General features: G+C 44.9%; 14 protein-coding genes and 1 other annotated feature. Of the genes, 7 read left to right on the forward strand and 7 right to left on the reverse strand.

The annotated features are described in order from the left end of the window. Window positions 1-2: 2 nt before the first annotated feature. Genes WKT10_RS08800 through WKT10_RS08810 form a run of 3 tightly spaced genes read left to right on the forward strand, consistent with a single transcriptional unit; the run spans window position 3 to window position 1,755 of the window. On the forward strand, window positions 3-713 hold the full coding sequence (locus tag WKT10_RS08800) for a YkgJ family cysteine cluster protein (RefSeq protein ID WP_066543682.1): 711 nt from the start codon (window positions 3-5) through the stop codon (window positions 711-713). Continuing rightward, a complete protein-coding gene (locus WKT10_RS08805) occupies window positions 710-1,399 on the forward strand; it encodes a hypothetical protein (RefSeq protein WP_340276731.1) in 690 nt (229 codons plus the stop codon). The genes WKT10_RS08800 and WKT10_RS08805 overlap by 4 nt, the downstream gene beginning before the upstream one ends. Further along, complete coding sequence (locus WKT10_RS08810) at window positions 1,396-1,755, forward strand: arsenate reductase family protein (RefSeq protein ID WP_066543689.1); 360 nt, start codon at window positions 1,396-1,398, stop codon at window positions 1,753-1,755. The genes WKT10_RS08805 and WKT10_RS08810 overlap by 4 nt, the downstream gene beginning before the upstream one ends. Here WKT10_RS08810 and pdaA read toward each other — a convergent pair. Further along, window positions 1,740-2,585, reverse strand: a complete 846-nt coding sequence (gene pdaA, locus WKT10_RS08815) for a delta-lactam-biosynthetic de-N-acetylase (RefSeq protein ID WP_340276733.1) — start codon at window positions 2,583-2,585, stop codon at window positions 1,740-1,742. The genes WKT10_RS08810 and pdaA overlap by 16 nt on opposite strands. Window positions 2,586-2,641: 56 nt before the next feature. Next, entirely contained in the window at window positions 2,642-3,964 is a 1,323-nt protein-coding gene (brnQ, locus tag WKT10_RS08820) for a branched-chain amino acid transport system II carrier protein (RefSeq protein ID WP_340276735.1), read from the reverse strand. A gap of 40 nt (window positions 3,965-4,004) precedes the next feature. Beyond that, window positions 4,005-4,238, reverse strand: a binding site (T-box leader). Between the two features lie 425 nt (window positions 4,239-4,663). Between brnQ and WKT10_RS08825 the strand changes: the two genes are divergently transcribed. Continuing rightward, entirely contained in the window at window positions 4,664-5,431 is a 768-nt protein-coding gene (locus WKT10_RS08825) for a MurR/RpiR family transcriptional regulator (protein ID WP_340276737.1), read from the forward strand. Here the strand turns inward: WKT10_RS08825 and WKT10_RS08830 are convergent. The 5 genes from WKT10_RS08830 to WKT10_RS08850 all read right to left on the reverse strand — a co-directional run bounded on the left by WKT10_RS08830 (window position 5,412) and on the right by WKT10_RS08850 (window position 12,115). After that, window positions 5,412-6,806, reverse strand: coding sequence for a M24 family metallopeptidase (locus WKT10_RS08830; RefSeq protein ID WP_340276739.1), 1,395 nt, complete (start codon window positions 6,804-6,806; stop codon window positions 5,412-5,414). The genes WKT10_RS08825 and WKT10_RS08830 overlap by 20 nt on opposite strands. Window positions 6,807-6,819: 13 nt before the next feature. Beyond that, window positions 6,820-8,088: a M20 family metallo-hydrolase gene (locus WKT10_RS08835; protein WP_340276741.1), complete on the reverse strand. Its 1,269-nt coding sequence runs from the start codon at window positions 8,086-8,088 to the stop codon at window positions 6,820-6,822. A 13-nt stretch (window positions 8,089-8,101) separates the two neighbouring features. Beyond that, window positions 8,102-9,679 (reverse strand): PTS transporter subunit EIIC, encoded by a 1,578-nt coding sequence (locus tag WKT10_RS08840; protein WP_340276743.1) that lies wholly within the window; start codon window positions 9,677-9,679, stop codon window positions 8,102-8,104. 501 nt (window positions 9,680-10,180) lie between these two features. Continuing rightward, window positions 10,181-11,413 (reverse strand): class I SAM-dependent rRNA methyltransferase, encoded by a 1,233-nt coding sequence (locus WKT10_RS08845; RefSeq protein ID WP_340276745.1) that lies wholly within the window; start codon window positions 11,411-11,413, stop codon window positions 10,181-10,183. A 111-nt stretch (window positions 11,414-11,524) separates the two neighbouring features. Further along, a complete protein-coding gene (locus WKT10_RS08850) occupies window positions 11,525-12,115 on the reverse strand; it encodes a TetR/AcrR family transcriptional regulator (protein ID WP_066543697.1) in 591 nt (196 codons plus the stop codon). Between the two features lie 212 nt (window positions 12,116-12,327). Between WKT10_RS08850 and WKT10_RS08855 the strand changes: the two genes are divergently transcribed. The 3 genes from WKT10_RS08855 to WKT10_RS08865 are packed head-to-tail and all read left to right on the forward strand — an operon-like array spanning window position 12,328 to window position 17,590. After that, the gene (locus WKT10_RS08855; RefSeq protein WP_296037256.1) at window positions 12,328-13,131 is read left to right on the forward strand and encodes a hypothetical protein; all 804 of its coding nucleotides are present in this window, start codon (window positions 12,328-12,330) and stop codon (window positions 13,129-13,131) included. 36 nt (window positions 13,132-13,167) lie between these two features. Next, window positions 13,168-15,375: an efflux RND transporter permease subunit gene (locus WKT10_RS08860; protein ID WP_340276748.1), complete on the forward strand. Its 2,208-nt coding sequence runs from the start codon at window positions 13,168-13,170 to the stop codon at window positions 15,373-15,375. After that, entirely contained in the window at window positions 15,365-17,590 is a 2,226-nt protein-coding gene (locus WKT10_RS08865; protein ID WP_340276750.1) for a methyl-accepting chemotaxis protein, read from the forward strand. Before WKT10_RS08860 ends, WKT10_RS08865 begins: the two co-directional genes overlap by 11 nt. Window positions 17,591-17,672: the final 82 nt, after the last annotated feature.

Here is a 17,672-nt window from a genome sequence, read left to right on the forward strand (position 1 = left end):
ATATGGAACGAAGGATTGATCTGGCGGAAATTTCCGATGGAAAGCTTTACGGGGCAGAGGATATGGTAAAGGCGGACTGCGGAGACTGTGAGGGCTGCTCTGCCTGCTGTCAGGGCATGGGGGATTCCATTCTGCTGGATCCTTATGATATCTGCCGCCTGTCAGAGGGGCTTGGAAAAAGCTTTGAGGAGCTGATGAAGGAGGCTGTGGGTCTTAAAATGGCAGACGGACTGATCCTTCCGTATTTAAAGATGACGGGGGAGAAAGAGGCCTGTTCCTTTTTAAACTCAGAAGGCCGGTGTTCCATTCATACATTCCGGCCAGGCTTCTGCCGTCTCTTTCCTCTGGGCCGTCTTTATGAAAACGGAAGCTTCCGGTATTTTCTCCAGATCCATGAGTGCAGGAAGGAAAATCGGACAAAGGTACGGGTACGCAAATGGCTGGATACGCCTGATTTTGCGGCCTATGAGCAGTTTATCAGTGACTGGCACTACATGACAAAGGAATTGGGAGAAAGGATCCGTTCTTTGGGAGCAGAAGGGCAGGAGAAATCAAAAAAAATCTGTCTTTATGTGCTGAACCGGTTTTACATGGAGCCGTATGGAGAAACAAAAGGGTTTTATGAGGAATTTTACAGGCGGTTAGAACAGGCAAAAAAGGATTTGGAACTTAAAAACACCATGTACGTGCAGGAAAGGATAAAACAGGGATGAGAGAAAATATGAAGGAATTTACAGGGGGAATTGTGAAGACCCTTCTGTTTATCGGCCTTGTGATGTTCTTCTGTCCGGCCGTTGTATTTCTGGGGCTTTTTGCAGCGTCAAAGCTGGGGCTTACCACCTCCAGGGTTCAGGTTCCTTTAAGCCATGTGGCGATTGACGGAGAAGAAATACCCATTCCCTTGCAGGGAAAGGTTACGGAGGGAAAAGGATGGGTGCTGAGAAATTCCAAAGGCCAATACACACTGACTCTGGACGGACTAAAGGCAGGCAGCCTGGAAAGAAAGACTCCGGCTCTTGAAATCCAGGGAGATCTTACCCTGGTTTTGAAAAAGGGGACAGAGAGCGAACTTTTAAGTACAGACGCCGCCCTGAAAAAGGGGGCAGGTACTCTTACCATACGCGGAGAAGGAAGCTTAAGGCTTCAGGGAGAAACGGCCCTGGAGGGGGAGTGGAAGGAGGAAACGCTTAATCAGGATGAACCCTCTGCCCTGCGGATCGAAGGGGGGAAACTGGTATTTACCGGAGAGGAAACGGCTCTTTATGAGGATACCGTAGAGCTTGCAGGCGGGGAGATACAGATTCAGTGTCTGAATGGAAAGGGAACAGGGATCAGGGCCCATACATTGGACGACCGTCACTTTTCAGGAAGTTTGGAAATGGAGGAATCAGAAGAATGAAGCTGACGATATTGTGCTATGACAAATGCAGTACCTGTAAAAAAGCCTTAAACTGGCTGGATGAAAAGGGGATTTCCTATGAAAAAAGACCCATTAAGGAACAGAATCCCTCAAAGGAGGAACTGGCCGTCTGGCATAAGAAAAGCGGCCTTCCCTTAAAGCGCTTTTTCAATACCAGCGGGAATCTGTATAAGGAGCTGGGCCTTAAGGACAAGCTGCCCCAGATGACAGAGGAGGAGCAGCTGGAGCTTCTTGCATCCGATGGTATGCTTGTAAAACGCCCTCTGGCAGTTACAGACCAGTGGGCCTTCCCGGGTTTTCGGGAAAAGGAATGGGAGGATCATCTGGCAGACTGAGCCGTAAGATGATCCAGGGATTCGAAACGATATCCCATTTCTTCCCATTTTGTCAGCAGTTCATCCAGAATCTGCCCATTGGTTTTTGAGGTACTGTGAAGGAGAACCACAGCCCCCGGATGGATGCGGCCCAGAAGTTTTTCAAAGGCCTCTTCTTTCGAGGGCTGTTTGTCTTCATACCAGTCCACATAGGCCAGGCTCCAGAAAAAGGTCTGATATCCCATATCCTTTGCCATTTGCAGGTTGTTTTCGCTGTATTTTCCCTGAGGAGGACGGTAGTATCGCTTCATTTTCTGGCCAGTGGTCTGCTCATAGAGGGCTTCTAGGTCAGACAGCTCTTTTTGGAAGGCTTCTTTGCCGGAAATCTTTGACATATCGGGATGGTGATAGGTGTGATTGCCCACAATATGGCCTTCCGATACCATCCGCTTTACAAGTTCAGGGCTTGTTTCCAGATAGTTTCCCACTAAAAAGAAGGCTGCCGGTGCATGATGTTTTTTCAGTGCATCCAGGATCGGTTCCGTGTTTCCATTTTCGTAGCCTGCATCAAAGGTGAGATAGATTACTTTTTCGTCCGGATTTCCGGCATACCAGGCATGGTATTTTTTTAAATATTCGGCAGAGGCATTTCCAACGGGTGTTTTTCCTTTTTCAGGAAAACCCAGTCCCCAATTTCCGTCCGCAGATGCTTCAAGATGGTCAGAAGGGCCGAAAAATCCCGCCTCTGCCTGTCTTGCAGTCCACTGGCCGGCTCCATAGGCCATTAAAAATAATACTCCCGTGAGTATGATTCCCCAGAATGAAAAATCCCAGGATCCATCATTTTTCATAATAACAAACAACTCCCTGTATACGGTTAGTTCAGTATACAGGGAGCTTCGTTTTATTATGACTGGATTTCAGAGCGGACCGGTAAAAAGCGGAAGGTGAGAATACATACCGCCATAACAAAGACAGCGACAACGGTCCATCCCAAACCGGAAGAATACAGTGGAAGGGAGTGGAAGATGGGGCTTAAAACGCCAAGTTCCAGGCCGATGTTTTCAGCCGCGTATACGACGCTGATGAATCCCACAGAGCCGATGGTACAGGGATAGATAAATGGAATATGTCCCAGCTTTGCATCACACAGTCCGAGCACGATCAGCATGATGGAAATCGGATAAATTGCATCCAGTACAGGTACGGAAATACTTAAAATCACATTGAGTCCCTGATTGCAGACTACAAAGGAAAAACCTGCGATCAGAAAAACCAGCTGGCGGTAGGACAGCCGGGTAGTCAGGGTTGAAAAATACTGGGAGATAGAGGTAATCAGTCCCACGCAGGTTGTCAGGCAGGCCAGAGTAAAGATGGCTGCCAGAAGAACGGCGCCCGTATCCCCAAAGAGCTGATGCACGATGCAGCGCAGAGTCCATGCGCCGTTTTCCTGAATCGGGAACACACCGGAAGAGCTCATACCCATATAAGCCAGAATGAGATAGACACCGGCCAGGATAAGTCCTGCGAAAATACCGGTCATCACCGTATATTTCATCACATCCGATTTACGGCTGATTCCCAGTCCTGTAATGGTGGTAGCGATTACAAGGCCGAAATTCAAGGCTGCAATCGTGTCCATAGTCATATAACCCTCCAGAAAGCCTTTCACAAGAGGATTGGAAGCATAGCTTTCCTGCGGACCTGCCACATGGACATTTCCCTTTAAAAGAAAGTTAAAAAATACAAAAAGCAGTAAAAATAACAGACTTGGGGTTAAAAATTTTCCGATTCTCTCTACCAGTTTATTAGGGGTAAGAGCCAGCCATCCGGCAATGAGGAAAAATACAAGGGAAAACCCGAGCATGAATAAAGACAGGTTCGCTTCTTTGGGAAGATAGGGAGCTACTGCCATTTCAAAGGGAAGGGAGGCTGCTCTGGGGATACCGAGTCCCGGGCCGATGGAAAGGTAGATCAGAATGGTAAATACGATGGCAAATTTCGGATTAACCCTTCTTGCAAGCTTTTCCAGACCGTCAAACTTCGCCACAACGATGACGCCCAGGACGGGAAGGGCTACGGCCGTGATCAGGAAGGATGCAATGGCAAGAGGAGTCTGGCTTCCGGCATTCTGTCCTAAAAATGGCGGGAATATCAGGTTTCCTGCCCCGAAAAACAGGGAAAAGAGCATAAAGCTCACCAGCAGGATTTGTTTCTTTTGCAGTTTCATAATAAAAAACCTCCTTTAAAATAAAAAAAATCGCCCTTATAAAAAGGACGATTAAAAACCGTGGTACCACCTTAATTCCTGAATAAAATTCAGCTCATCTCCGCATCCTCTAATGCGTATCACCTGTAACGTGGCTCTGCTCCGGCGCTCCTACTAAACTTCAGTTTGCTTCTCCAGGATGATTTCATCCGTCAGGTTCAATAACAGCTCACACCAGCCGCTGTCTCTCTGAAAAATCCGCTGAGGATTACTTGTTCCTATCAAATGAATTTTTGCTATGGCTGTATTATAGAATAAAAAATCAGAAATTACAATAGTTTCCTGAATTATTTTTCATCAGCTATTTTTCATAGTCTGAAGTTTCATTTTAGGGGATTCTCATCTCACAGGAAACTTACTTGTAAAATGTAGAGAATATATGATAGAATGAGGACATGATTTTAGGAGACGTAAAGATATGTTAAAGATCTATTATGGGAATATGCCTGAGGCTGTGTAATACGGTTGTATATTTTAAAATTGTATATATTCCTAGATGACAGATCCGACAGCCTAAGATATGATTTGGGAATATTATGAAAATGGGGATTTTGTTAGATTATTTAGTTCACAGGGAAAATCTAATATTTTTTCATGTATGATCAGGCGTATATATGAACAGTCGGAACAGGACAATGGAATTAACAGGAGGTTGGCATAATGGGGACTCAACTGGATGGTATTATTAATAAAAATTACTCAAAGCTGAATTATCTTGATTTTCATATTTTAAATTTTGTGCAGAATAACATACATATGAGTACGACATTGAGTATTGCAAAATTAGCTGAAAGATGCAACGTTTCGACAGCAACTGTGCTGCGCATGACCCAAAAACTAAATTTCAGTGGATACAGCGAATTTAAATATTTTTTAAAAAATGACGATATTCAGATAGAGAGACAGGATATAAATTCTGTGGAGGTTTTAAATCAAGACATTGCGCAGACGATAAAACTGTTTCGTCAGAATGGTCAGATAGAGGAAATTTATAAAAAGATTGATGAAGCAGAAAATATCTACGCCTATGGAACCGGACAGGGGCAGAGGCTGATGCTCCAGGAGATGGCTCGCTGTTTTCTCAATGTAAACAAGAAAATTATTATGATCTCTGCTTCTACAGAACTGAAAATTGTGAAAAAATATATGAGTCAGAATGATTTGCTGTTTATTGCATCTTGGTCGGGAAATATTGAAAAGTACAGGGAAACACTGGTCAATTTGGATGTTTCTGGGATTACTATGGTATCGATTACCAATTTCCACAAAAATGAATTGTCCAGTATTTCCAGATATAATTTGTACTTTCAGAGTACCAGTATTGATGAAGTGATGAATATTAACCGTTCCAGTTATTTAACGTTGCATTTGGTGATTCATCTGTTATATGATGGTTATATTAACCATTTTAATCAGTTACCTTCATAGCTTTTGCTTTTTCAAAAAGGAAGGGTCTTAAATAGGCGACGGTAGAAGTCATGGGAAGCACATGAGGGTTAAGACAGATTCCCAGTTCTTTTTGTATATAGGCCCTTCTGGCTGCAATTCGGTTCCAGAGTGCCGGGGTCTGGGCCTGTATCTGTTTTTGCAGAGCTTCATCTGCCAGTGCAATAGTACTCTCAGCATTGGTGTTGCCGTACCCTTCTACAGAAGGAATCATATCAAGCTGAAACAGCATTCCACTGACCAGCAGTTCTTGGCTGTCGCTGTATACAGGTGAGGAAAGCCATTCTTCATCAGCAGTCAGATGGCCTGGACATAAAGACCAGTGATAGTCTGTTTTGGGCATCACATGTTCTATGAGATTGTATAGTTCTCCGCCGGTCATGCCGCAGTGAATCTGCTCCAGCCATAGGGCATAGGCACGAAAGTATGGTTTTACTACCACATCCACATAGTCTCTGACAGATTCATGAAGTTGGGAAGAATTTTTGACCGCATACCCGCAGCGGGAGGACAATCCTCCCTTATACCCGACAGTAAGGCTTAAAGTGTCTCCTGTTTTTACGGTATTATCTGTAGGGTAGAGATTAGCTTTTACAAAACGCTTTCCAGCAGCGGCAATAGTTACCACACTGTTTTTCTGCCCAAGGGCATTTAAGGTATTTCCAAGTTCCGTTTCTTTTATGCCTTCAGATAATTGGTTCATTGCAGCCAGAATACAGTCTCCGGCTAGAGAAGCGCCAAATTCATAATGTTCCAGTTCATTAACATTATTGGTGCGGCGGGCGCCGTTTTCTCCGATAAAAAGGGAAACGGCATTTTCGATGCAGCCATCAGGCCCAGCCAGGTGTTTGATAGCATCTATAAGATAATAGGGAACATCAAACAGTGAATGGTTATTTTCTACAGGGCTGGTAAACTGTTTCCAACCAACAACACCGATGTGCATACCCTTGCAGATTTTCGCCTCAGATAAAATAGATACAATATCTTTTCCACCCTCCATGGGCTGATTGGGCAGGGAAAAATGAGGGGCATGGAGAGGAGTGGCTTTGATTCTTGAGGAAGAGACTTTATTTAGATTTTCATTTCCCATAATCATATAGTTAGAACCGTCTTTATGCATAACTAATAGAGCTTCCTCAAAACGAGGCAGAAAGCCGGTTAAATATTCAAAGTTACTTCCATGTTCCAGATCGCCATAAACTATTAAGACGTCAAAGCTTTCTTCTTTCATCCGTTTCATAACCTTGTGGTACCGGGATTCCATGGTTTCGTCGGTAAGCATAACCGGAATCTGACTGCAGTCAGGGGCTGGATTTTTTACATAACCATAATCAATTTGTTTCAGTGTATTCATAAATGCCTCTTTTCTAATTTTTCTTTTTTGTCAAATCTTTGATGAGATACAAAAGGACATCTGCGCCTTTTTTTATACTCTCGTAATCCGTCCATTCTTCCGGACAATGGGAAACCCCACCATTTCTGCTGGGAACATAAATCATATTGGTATCGCAGAAATCTGTCATAATCATGGAATCATGACCGGTTCCGTTGTTGATTACCAGGTAGCTGTATCCCAGATCTTTACAGATGGATTTCATTTTCTCTACATTTTCAGCATTCATTACACTGGGGCCGGTAGGATTGGGGTAGTGAATCCGACAGATTTCTTCCAGATGGCAATTTATGTGGTACTCCCAACTGACTTTATCCAAAATGTTCTGAATTAACTGCTTAAAATCAGTGGTTTCAATGATTTCTTTTCGGAATGTACGGATCTCAATTTTGCCTTCTGCATATTCCGGCACAAACTGGTTGGAGTTGGGCGCAATGTCTAACTTGCCTACCATTCCGGTCACGTCAGGACCCAATGCCTTGATTTGGCGATCAAATTCCTGGATAAAAGCAGCGGCGGCTACCAGAGCATCTTTTCTGGAGTCCATAGGAGCTGTGGAATCTCCGGTTTTTCCGTAAAAGCGGACCGTATAGCGGCCAATTCCTGCCAGATATTCAATTAAGCCAATTTCCGTTTGTTCCCGATCAAGTACAGGACCCTGCTCTATATGCATTTCCACAAAATTTTTAATAGATCCGGGTCTGCGGATGCAGGATTTTAAGTCAGGATTCAGCCCATATTCCTTCATAGCTTCCAATTTTGTCTGTCCAAACCGGTTTTTTACTGTATTTAATTCCTTCATAGTTAAAGTACCTACCATTGCCCTGGAATTAGTTACGCCTGTGCAGGGGCCGAAGGTAGCCCCTTCTTCTGCGTTCATCAGAATCAGTTCCATAGGGTAATCATTTTCATACTGTTCCTCTGTAAGAACCCGCATGACTTCCAATGCAGCGACAGTACCGGCAGCGCCGTCAAAGGCGCCGCCATTTACAACAGAATCATAATGAGAACCAAACATTACAACGGGAGCATCTGTTAGAGTGCCTTCTCGTCTGCCGAAAATCGTTCCAATTCCGTCTTCATAGACATCAAGATGGAGCTTTTTCATTTCTTTTATCAGGTATTCTTTGGCCAGAGTATCTTCTTTGGAATAGGAGGAACGGGTTACCCCATGGCCTGGGGTGGATGTGTAAGAAGCCAGTGTTTCTAAGTCTTTTTGAATGCGATTAGTCTGTGTCAGCATGGTTTATTTCCTCCTAGTTTGCTTTTACTGCCCGTTTTAATTCTGCGGCAGCTTTTTCTACTTTTGCACCATATACAATCTGGCAGGCCGTTTCGTTGATGCGGATCAGGCCCAGGGAACCAGTGGATTTTAATGCATTTTCATCAATGACAGAGGTGTCTTTTAAAATTAAACGGAGACGGGAAATGCAGTTGTCAATTTCTATGATATTATCTTTTCCACCTATAGCAGACAAAATGGAAGAGCCCAATTCTGTTACATCTTCACTGTAGCTAATTTCATCTGATTCGTCTTCGCGGCCGGGAGTCTTGATATTAAATTTGGTAATTGCCCACCGAAATACCAAAAAGTAAATCACGGCATAAACCAGACCGATTGCCACGTTGAGAAGCCATTTTGTTTCTGAGCCTCTAAAAACACCAAAAAGTACTAAATCAACCAGACCGCCTCCGGCATTTCCGATACATACACCAAGAAGTGTGTTAATAAGAAATGACAGACCAGCCATAAAAGCATGGAAGATCCATAACAGAGGAGAAATAAAGAAAAATGCAAATTCGATGGGCTCTGTAATTCCTGTGAAGAAACTGGTTAAACCGGCAGCTAAAAGTATGCCTTTTACTTTCTCACGGTTCTTTGGATAGGCGGTTTTATACATAGCATAGCAGGCAGCGGGAAGACCGAATACCATAAATGGATGGGTTCCCTGAGTCAGGAATCTGGTAGCCTGGCGCATTACATCCATATCTGGATTACTGGACATCAGAAGCTGGTTGTAAATATTTAATGCACCGGAAATCTGTTCGCCATCTATCATGGCAGTGCCACCGATGGGAGTAAAACGAATTAGCTGATTTAGGATATGATGCAGTCCCGTAGGGATCAGGAGACGCTCTAAGAAGCCGTAAATAAAAGTGCCAAATGCACCGGCAACAGATAAAAGGGTACCAAATCCGTTGATGACCATATTAAAGACAGGCCAGATAAAGTACATGGCAATGGCTAAAAATGGAATGGTCACTACAATCATAATGGGGACGAACCGTTTGCCGCTAAAAAAGCTGAATGCAGTGGGAAGCTGAGTTTCGTGGAACCGGTTGTGAATCATGGCAGACCATAGTCCTACGATAATACCTCCGAAAATACTCATCCGGTAAGTAAAAATACCCATTACCGTATCATAGGCTGCATTTTCCTGAGTGGCCTCTAAAAGGCTCATTCCCTGGCTGGTTAAATATTCAATGCTGGCAGTCTCTGCAGTAATACCGTTAATTTGCAGAAAGAACCGGATTGTGGTGTGAAATAGTATAAAGCCGATAACGGATGTAAATGTGGCTACTTCCTTATCTTCTTTTGACATTCCCTGCGCAACAGACATACAGAAAAGAATTGGAAGAAGACCAAACAATCCGCCTGCAAGGGAATTAACCAGACTGATAAAATCGTTTACAAATTTTACATTAGCCAGTGCAGTTCCAAATACATTGGGATTTTGCAGAGAGGAAGCTAAACCCAAAAGCAAACCTGCTGCAACAATGATGGATAAGGGGCCCATCAGAGACTTACCTAGTTTTTGTATAAATATTCTCATACTGTCCTCCTGTGTGTTCTAGTAATAGTGATTCATTACCTGCGCGCTGTAAGTGATATCGTGAAAATATTGTATCATTTGCATGATTAAAGTACAATATTTTGAGAACTTTGAGAAATAATGCTGCGTATTGGGAAATTGTGACATTTTGTGAAATTTATTTCTAAACTAAATCAGATTTACTGGTTTGTTTAAATTTTAAAATTAGGGAAAAAGGAAAGAAATCCATACGAATAGAAGTGAGTGAATGGAAGCTGCAGTTGAAAAACTGTGGAATATAGCAAATATATTCAACAAGTGATTATATCAATAGTTGCCTTACAGATTGGGGACAGAAGGAAATATGAGAATTTAACACTTTTAATTAAAAAGTGATTTTGTTAAACCGTTTGATGCTTGCTGGTGTGAGAGGACGGGAGTTAATTACTCCCGCCTGCTTGATTCACTTTAATTCCAAATGACAGGTGGAATAAAAATCAGAAATTACAATAGTTTCCTGAATTATTTTTCATCGCACACCTGGAAGATGATGAATTTGAGATAATAGGATTCGTCTGCCGCCCACAGGATCGGATGATCGGCGGCCTGGGTTCTGTATTCGATCTGACGCAGCCGTTTGTGTACATTGGCGGCTGCTTCACGGATGGTTTTTGTGAAAAGTTCCGGATCCATAAAATGGGAGCAGGAGCAGGTGGCAAGGTATCCTCCGTCTTTTACCAGCTTCATGCCTCGGATATTGATTTCACGATAGCCTTTTACTGCATTTTTGATGGAACTTCTGGATTTGGTAAAGGCGGGAGGATCCAGAACTACCACATCAAAGCGTTCTCCTCTTTGCTCTAACTGCGGGAGAAGGTCAAATACATCGGCGCACTGGAAATGAACCCGATCCTCTAAGCCGTTAAGGCGGGCATTCTCACGGGCCTGTTCCACTGCAAGCTCCGAGGCGTCTACTCCCAGAACATGGCCGGAACCGGCGATTCCCGCATTTAAGGCAAAGGAGCCGGTATGGGTAAAGCAGTCCAGCACTCGTTCCGGCTGCGTTTTTTTACACAGATTCTGTACAGCCAGCCGGTTGTATTTCTGATCCAGGAAAAAGCCGGTTTTCTGTCCATCCTCTACATCCACCAGATAGCGGATCCCGTTTTCCAGAATTTCCACCTTGGTATCAAAGGCTTCGCCGATAAAGCCCTTATAGCGATCCATCCCCTCCTGCAGACGTACCTTGGCGTCGCTGCGCTCGTAGATACCCCGAATATGGATATCCTCCTCTTTGAGTACCTTAAGCAGCTTTTCCAGGATTACCGGCTTTAAACGGTCAATTCCCAGAGCCAGGGATTCTACTACCAGAACATCGGAAAATTTATCGATCACAATACCCGGCAGGAAATCGGCTTCTCCAAAGATGACACGGCAGCTGGAGGTATCTACGGTGGCCTTCCTGTATTCCCAGGCATTTCTTACCCGCATTTCGATAAATTCATCATTAATGACAGCATCCCTTTTTCTGGATAACATCCGAACGGTCAGTTTGGAATGTGTGTTGATAAAGCCATGGCCCAGAGGATAGCCGTCAAAGTCCTCGGCTGTTACCAGATCTCCGTCCTTATATTCACCGGAAATGGTGTCGATCTCATTGTCATAGATCCATGCTCCGCCAGCCTTTAAGGAACGCCCGGCTCCCTTTTTGATCCGTACGCAGGCGGTTTCTCTGTATAATTCATCTTTTGTCATATAGGACTCTCCTTTAGCTTTCTTCCATAGGAATATCTTCTTTTATACCACAGATTACTCAGAGGCGCTACAGAGATTTTGACTGAAACTGCGGATTTTAATGGGGATGCTTTATTCCAGAGGATTCTGGGAAAGCACATGAAGCTGGTCAGTAATGATTTTTTCGGTCAGCCGCGCCATCTGAACCGGCGTTTCCTTAAGACCGGTCTTCAGCCAGTGCTGCACCAGCCCCAGGCAGCCGGAAACGATGAAGGCGAAGTAGGCGTCAAATACTGCGGTACTTTCGGTACGAACCACTTCCATCCAGTCGTGAAGACATTTATCACGCATGATCTGTTTCATCCGGTTGAGAAAGTTCAAATCTCCATTTTCTCCCAGGAGAATTTCTACCAGAGACGCATTTTCATATACCAGCGTATACACCTCATGGAAAATATTAAAGGGGCGGTCTAAAAGCTCTTCAGCCCGGTGCTTTTGGATCACAGAGTTTAATTTTCCAAGGAGCTCAGTTTCTGTCTGTTCCAGAAGATCAAACACATCTTTATAATGAAGATAAAAGGTTCCGCGGTTTAAGTCTGCCATTTCCGTCAGCTCCCGGACGGTGATATCCTGTATACGCTTTGTTTTTAACAGAGAAATAAGACAGTCTTTTAATTGTTTCCGCGTTTTGCGGATTCTTCGGTCGATCAGTTCTGTTCCCATTTTCATAACCTCCTTATGTATGGGATTTTGTATAATAATGAACATAAAAATCAAATATGTTGATTAACGTACATTGAATGTGAAATCAATCATTGTTATTTTAAACATTCATTAGTATAATCTATTATAGTTAAGTAATGAACATATGTCAATTATCGTTCACAGAGTTGAGAAAATAAACATGACCAGCAAAGAATCAGGAGATCGGTTGTATGAAAAAATGGAAGAGTATCAGGTTGATGTGCCTGATCGGGGCGGTTCTGCTTCAAATGGAAAATATGGATGCGCTGGCGGCAGAGCCGGGAGGTTCTGATCCGGGATGGATCTGTCTGGATGGAAAGTGGTATTGGCAGAAAGCGGATATGACAGCAGCCACAGGCTGGCTTTCAGCTGGAGGAAGAACTTACTATCTGAGGGAGGACGGGGTCATGGCGACCGGATTTCAAAAGGTAGGAAATGAGTGGTATTATTTCCATGAGGACGGTGGAATGAATCTGGGAGATCTGGAGCTTGATAATGCGGTATATACCTTTTCGGCAGAAGGTGCTCTTACCGGAGCCTCATGGAAGGAAAATACGGGAGGAGGAGCCTATTTTGCAGGCTGCTATGATACGCAGGAGCAGATTTTGTTTGAGTATTTATGCGATGAAAAGCGGGATCAGTATTTTGACGCCAGACCGGATCGGGAACATGAGTATGACGGGGATATGCATACGTCCTATGACCGGTATGCGGGCTTAAAAATGGATGTAAAGCTGAACCGGATTGCGGCTGCCCGCCTTAAGGAGGCCATGGAAAATGGGTATGCAGATGGGAAAAACAGCACTTATAAGGAGCTTTATATACGAAATTGTGAGGATGGGGAAGCTGCTTTTGATAAAATCATGGATGTGCTGGAAAAACAGTACAGCAGAGGAGAAGCTTATCAGGATACGCTGGATTATTATCGGTATTTGGGTATGGCCCATTATGAGGCGGACGGACGTCACTGGTTTATGGTGGTACTGAAGCGCTGAATGAAATGAACCCCGGGATGTTAGGAGCAGGATCAAATGAAGGAGAAATTGAAATTCGTACATAAAAAGAAAGAGAAGCAGACAGAGAATGGCTTGACGGAACGGTTGTCTGTCCGCCTTGCCCGCTTTATTTTAAGAAGGCAGAAATGGATTGAAAGCATATTTGTGGCAGGATGTGTTTTTTCCTTTATTGCAATGCTGTTTGTAAATGTGAATTACGATCTGACCGAATATCTGCCAAGGGAGGCGGCATCCCGTATTGGATTGGACCGTATGGAGGAGACGTTCGGATATCCGGGAACCGCACGGGTGATGGTAAAGGATGTAAGTCTTTATGAGGCGAAGCAGTATAAGGATCAGATAGAGGCTGTGGACGGAGTGGATCAGGTACTCTGGTGTGATGCTGCCGTTAATATTTATGCAGGAGAGGACTTTATCTCCATGGATGACATAGAGGATTACTATAAGGATCGCTGTGCAGTAATGGATATTACTTTTGATGAAGGAGATACGGCCAAGAGAACTTCCCGTGCTGTGGATGAGATCCGGGATCTTTTAGGGGAAAAGGGCTGCTATACCGGGATGGCCGTGCAGAACAAATCCTTAAAGGAAAATATAGAAAGCGAAATGCAGCTGATCATGCTGGTAGCGGTGATCATGATTTTTACGATCCTATGTATTACCACGGCCGCCTGGTCCGAACCGTTCCTGTTTTTGATCGTTATGGGCGTTGCCATTCTTTTAAATCAGGGAACCAATATTTTTCTAGGAACTGTATCCTTTCTTACCAACAATGTGGCTATGGTGCTGCAGCTTGCAACGTCCATGGATTATTCCATTTTCCTGTTGGATGCATTTGAAAGGGAGAGGAAAAAGGGGCTGGGAAACAAAGAGGCCATGACAAATGCCATTGACGCTGCCATCAACTCTATTTTTGCCAGCAGCCTTACTACCGTAGTAGGCTTTCTGGCTCTCGTATCCATGAAGTTCAGCATTGGTTTTGATATGGGACTGGTGCTTGCAAAGGGGATTGTATTCAGTCTTCTTACTGTGGTATTTTTTATGCCGGCCATGATCTTGAAGTTTGCAGACTGGAATGAAAAGACGGCTCACCGTCCCTTTCTTCCGGCGTTTAACCGTTTAAGCCGGGGAATTTACCGGTTTCGCTATGCGGCCTTGATCATTATGGCTCTTTTGGTGCCTCCGGCTTATGTGGCCCAGGGGATGAATGATTATCTTTACGGAAACAGTGCAGTGGGTGCCAGTGAGGGAACAAGGGTTTATGAGGATGAGAAGGAGATAGCAGCCATTTTCGGGCGGAGCAATATGCTCTTGGTGATGTATCCAAACACCTCCATGGTGACGGAAAAAGCACTGTCCGGGGAGCTTGAGGATCTTCCCTATGTAAAAAGCGTCACTTCCATGGCCAATACGCTTCCGGAGGGTATCCCTGAGGAATTTCTTCCATATTCTCTTACCAGTGAGCTTCACAGGGGAGATAAAGGCAGGATGCTGGTGTACATCCGTACAAAGACAGAGAGCAGGGAAGCATTTCAGGATACAGGGAAGATTGAAGAAATTGTAAAGAAATATTATCCGGAGGATTCTTTTGTGCTGGGAGAAACTCCCTCTACTATGGATATTAAAACCTTTATTACAGCCGATAATACACGCGTAAATATCCTGTCCCTGCTGGGCGTATTTTTAGTCGTCATGTTCAGTTTCCGTTCTCTTTTGGTGCCGGTGATCGTTATGATCCCCATTGAGGCGGCTATTTTCCTGAATATGGCAATGCCGTATCTGGCCGGAGATACCATGGTATATATGGGATATATCATTGTGAGCAGTATTCAGCTGGGAGCCACTGTGGATTATTCTATCCTGCTGACGAACAGCTATATGGCATGCCGAAAAGAGATGGAGAAGAAAAAAGCCTGCATTCAGGCAGTGAAAATGTCGTGTACTTCCATTTTTACCTCAGGAACTATTATGATTCTGGCCGGTTATATTATTCATTTTATATCGAATACGGCTGCCATCGGAGATCTGGGGCATCTGATCGGCCGTGGAGCTCTTTTCAGTGTGATCCTGGTGCTGACAGTGCTTCCGTCCCTTCTTGTTCTCTTTGATTCGATCATTACAAGAAAAGAATGGGAACGGATACGAAAGAAGTTTATGGGAAAGCGGCGTTCTTTGACAGACAGCAAAATGGAAGGAATGGAGGCGAAGAGCAATGAAAAGTAGAAAAAGACAGATGATGGCAGCTGTTCTTGCAGCTGTGGTTACAGCCGGAAATGCGCCCCTGTCCTATGGCGCTCCGGCTGCAGTGGAAACGGATGAGACCATGTATGTGAATCTGGATGTTTACGGAAAGGCTCAAAAGGTAAATGTAGTAAAGAGCTGCAGTTTAAACGGCGTCACAGATTTTACAGATTATGGAAATTATCTGGCGGTGGAAAATATGTCAACTCAGGATGAACCGCAGCTGGGAGAGGGGGAAGTGGTCTGGAAGCTTCCGCCGGATCGCAGGGAACGCTTTTACTATAAATGTACGCTGGATCAGGAGCAGACAGCGCTTCCGTGGAATTTTGATGTGTCCTATAAGCTCAACGGGGTTCCCACAGACGGGGAAAAGCTGGCCGGAGCTTCCGGGCTGGTGGAAATTCACATAAAGGCTGAGCCTAATGAACAGGCAGATCTGTATTACCGTAATAATATGCTTTTGCTGGTGGCAGTTCCCGTGGATATGTCCAAGTGCTTCAGCGTGGAGGCAGAGGGATCTCAGACCCAGAATATGGGGGAGCTTACAGCGGTTGTATTTACAGCTCTTCCGGGGGAAGAGGGGGATTATACGGTGCGCATCGGTTCGGATTCCTTTGAGACAACGGGAGTCATCATGGCAATGACGCCGGGAACGGTGGAGGATCTGGAGCATATTAAGGATTTAAAAGAGGCAAAGGATACCTGGCAGGATGCGGGAGATGAACTGTATGATAGCTTAGAGCAGATGGCTCAGTCCATAGAGGATATGAGGGGCGGAGTTGATCAGATGCAGTCCGGCCTGAATGCAGCAGAGAATGCAAGGCAGAAATGGAGCAGCTCAAAGGACGCCATACTGGCAGGAAACGATCGGTCACTGGAATCCCTCAGGGCTATGTCCGGCCAGCTGGAAACCCTGGTGCCTCATCTGCAGACGGCAAAGGAAGAGGCAGAGATCGTACATAAAAGTATGGGCGACATTGTGGGAACACTGGGAGAGATGCAGGAGCCTCTGGGAAAGCTGTATACAAGACTGAGAAATATTAAGAGCAGTACGGCTTCGATGGGAGAACAGCTGCCGGATCTGAGAGACGATCTGGGTTATCTGATAGAAACGAACGCATCTTTTCAGGTGCAGACCACAGAGGCTTTGGAGGCTCTGGGACAGCTGATTGGGGAGCTGGAGGAATATGATGATGAGGCCTTGGAAATAGAAGTGCCAGAGATTGAAATTCCAGAGGATCAGGGAGAGGAAGAGTTAGAGGAACCGGAAGCTTCGGAACCGGAGGGCTCAGAGAAACCAGAGGAGTCGGAGGAGCAGGAGAAGCCGGAGGGCTCAGAAGAACCGGAGGCACCGGACGCTTCGGAACCAGAGAAAGACGAAAACTTGGAAATCAATGAGCCTGAGAACGAGAATACCGGCAGCCAGACCATCAGCCGTGCGGTTGTTCCAAAGGCACAGATTGAAAAACGAGAGGTGCCTTTTGTGGCTTCTTCAGGCTCCCAGCTGCAGCAGCTGATGCAGATGCTCCGAAAAATCGACAAAGACAGCCGGAAATTTACCCAGACAGCAGGAAACTTGATGGAGGATATTTCCGATTCTGCCCAGTACAGTGCGGATCTGGTGGACAATATGGACTTTCTTATTGAGGATCTTACGGCGCTCCATGATTCGTTGGATACATACTATCCGGATCTTCAGAGCGCATTGGACGATATGAGTGCACTTACGGAAAGAACCACGGAGGCTTTAAACAGCACTACAGATACCCTGACACTGGTTCAGAATACGCTTAAAGCCTCCAGCGACGAGATGGATGTGGCAGCAAAAGACAGCCTTATGGCAAGTATGGAGCTTTTAAATAAAAGTCTGAATGTGCTTGACAGTACAGCCGGGATCCGTCGGGCCGGCCGTACCATGAAGGATGTGATCGACAGCCAGCTTGATAAATTCGATACGGAAAACAGATTCCTGTTTATGGATCCGGACGCGGAAAAGGTATCCTTTACATCTTCTAAAAATCCGGAACCCAGAACCCTGCAGGTTGTGCTCCGCACAGATGAGATCAGTTTGGAGAATGAGGAACACAAGACGCTGGACGCAGAAACAGAGGAGCCGGAGGTAAGTCCTCTGAAACGGATGTGGAACGTACTGGTAAAAATGTGGCGTTCTCTGGTGGACATCTTTAAAAACAGATAGAAAAGCAGCTGATTTTCTGGTATGCTTAAGAAAGAGCAGGCGGTACTCTCTTTGCACAGCAGTGCCGGAAAGGATGAGCTTC

The sequence above is a fragment of the Enterocloster sp. HCN-30185 genome, from assembly GCF_037890305.1.
Classification (GTDB): Bacteria; Bacillota; Clostridia; order Lachnospirales; family Lachnospiraceae; genus Enterocloster.